3 protein-coding genes and 2 pseudogenes are annotated in these 1989 nt (G+C 57.3%); 4 read left to right on the forward strand and 1 reads right to left on the reverse strand.

Translation table 11 applies throughout. The features are described from left to right. Positions 1–52: 52 nt before the first annotated feature. Positions 53–487 carry a conjugation system SOS inhibitor PsiB gene (psiB, locus tag BEB54_RS27925; protein WP_000845953.1) on the forward strand — a complete coding sequence of 145 codons (435 nt, stop codon included), beginning with the start codon at positions 53–55 and terminating at the stop codon, positions 485–487. Beyond that, positions 484–1246, forward strand: a pseudogene (locus tag BEB54_RS27930) (plasmid SOS inhibition protein A). Before psiB ends, BEB54_RS27930 begins: the two are co-directional and overlap by 4 nt. Here the strand turns inward: BEB54_RS27930 and BEB54_RS28945 are convergent. Further along, positions 1215–1403: a hypothetical protein gene (locus BEB54_RS28945; RefSeq protein ID WP_001299721.1), complete on the reverse strand. Its 189-nt coding sequence runs from the start codon at positions 1401–1403 to the stop codon at positions 1215–1217. The pseudogene BEB54_RS27930 and the gene BEB54_RS28945 sit on opposite strands and share 32 nt — an antisense overlap. Positions 1404–1424: 21 nt before the next feature. On the opposite strand from BEB54_RS28945, the pseudogene mok reads away from it, so the two are divergent. Together mok and BEB54_RS27935 are read left to right on the forward strand one after the other, a co-directional pair. Next, positions 1425–1574 (forward strand): annotated as a pseudogene (mok, locus tag BEB54_RS29640) (plasmid maintenance protein Mok); the annotation flags it as partial. Then, entirely contained in the window at positions 1516–1641 is a 126-nt protein-coding gene (locus BEB54_RS27935) for a type I toxin-antitoxin system Hok family toxin (protein WP_001372321.1), read from the forward strand. The pseudogene mok and the gene BEB54_RS27935, both read left to right, overlap by 59 nt. Positions 1642–1989 lie beyond the last annotated feature (348 nt).

Here is a 1989-nt window from a genome sequence, read left to right on the forward strand (position 1 = left end):
AACAACCACACCGCCCCGCCGGAGACGGGGCGGCAGCAAGGGAGATACCGTGATGAAAACTGAACTGACCCTGAATGTATTACAGACCATGAGCGCACAGGAATATGAAGATATCCGGGCAGCCGGAAGTGATGAACGTCGTGAGCTGACACACGCCGTGATGCGGGAACTGGATGCGCCGGACAACTGGACGATGAACGGCGAGTACGGCAGCGAGTTTGGCGGATTTTTCCCCGTCCAGGTCCGTTTCACGCCTGCCCACGAACGTTTCCACCTGGCGTTATGTTCACCGGGCGATGTCTCTCAGGTCTGGGTGCTGGTTCTGGTGAATGCCGGTGGTGAGCCGTTTGCGGTGGTTCAGGTACAGCGGCGGTTTGCACCGGAAGCCGTCAGCCATTCACTGGCACTGGCGGCGTCACTGGACGCGCAGGGGTACAGCGTCAGTGACATCATCCATATCCTGATGGCGGAAGGAGGTCAGGCATGAGCGCACGTTCACAGGCACTGGTTCCTCTCAGCACAGAGCAACAGGCCGCATGGCGGGCGGTGGCGGAGACCGAAAAACGCCGCCATCAGGGTAACACGCTGGCTGAATATCCGTATGCGGGGGCGTTTTTCCGCTGTCTGAACGGAAGCCGCAGGATATCGCTGTCTGACCTGCGATTTTTCATGCCGTCCCTGACCGCAGAAGAACTGCACGGCAACCGTCTTCAGTGGCTGTATGCCATCGATGTGCTGATTGAAACACAGGGCGAGGTCTGCCTCCTTCCCCTTCCCGGTGATGCAGCAGAGCGCTTGTTCCCGTCGGTGCGGTTTCGTGTCAGGGAACGCAGTCGCCATAAATCCGCGCTGGTCATGCAGAAGTACAGCCGCCAGCAGGCGAGGGAGGCAGAGCAGAAAGCCCGTGCGTACCAGGCGCTGGTCGCTCAGGCTGAAATCGAACTGGCATTCCATTCGCCGGAAACAGTCGGAAGCTGGCATGCACGCTGGAGTGACCGGGTGGCAGAGCATGACCTGGAAACCCTGTTCTGGCAGTGGGGCGAGCGTTTTCCGTCACTGGCCGGAATGGAACGCTGGCAGTGGCAGGATATGCCATTCTGGCAGGTCATCGCAGAGGCTGGTATGGCGGCAAGGGTGGTCGGTCATGCTGTTCGTGAGATGGAGCGGTGGATGGTGCCGAACAAACTCCGGGAGGCAGCGTGATGCGGCAACAATCACACGGATTTCCCGTGAACGGTCTGAATGAGCGGATTATTTTCAGGGAAAGTGAGTGTGGTCAGCGTGCAGGTATATGGGCTATGATGTGCCCGGCGCTTGAGGCTTTCTGCCTCATGACGTGAAGGTGGTTTGTTGCCGTGTTGTGTGGCAGAAAGAAGATAGCCCCGTAGTAAGTTAATTTTCATTAACCACCACGAGGCATCCCTATGTCTAGTCCACATCAGGATAGCCTCTTACCGCGCTTTGCGCAAGGAGAAGAAGGCCATGAAACTACCACGAAGTTCCCTTGTCTGGTGTGTGTTGATCGTGTGTCTCACACTGTTGATATTCACTTATCTGACACGAAAATCGCTGTGCGAGATTCGTTACAGAGACGGACACAGGGAGGTGGCGGCTTTCATGGCTTACGAATCCGGTAAGTAGCAACCTGGAGGCGGGCGCAGGCCCGCCTTTTCAGGACTGATGCTGGTCTGACTACTGAAGCGCCTTTATAAAGGGGCTGCTGGTTCGCCGGTAGCCCCTTTCTCCTTGCTGATGTTGTACGGGCATGAACAACCTGACTTCAGGAAGGTCGTTTCCCTTCAGGAACGGGGATGAACGTGCGCCTGCGGCGCCCGTTCTTTTCCCCCGCCTTCTCTGGTTATGGCCTGTCAGAAATCACATCACCTTCCCTGTGATTATTCTCTTTTTCTTCCTGCTCTGATTCTGACTACTGCAGTGTTGTCCTGTCTGCCGGGCGCACCTTCGGCTCCCGGCTGCCTGGCGGCATCC

Origin of the sequence: Escherichia sp. MOD1-EC6021 (assembly GCF_002965245.1) — a bacterium.
Classification (GTDB): Bacteria; Pseudomonadota; Gammaproteobacteria; order Enterobacterales; family Enterobacteriaceae; genus Escherichia; species Escherichia coli_F.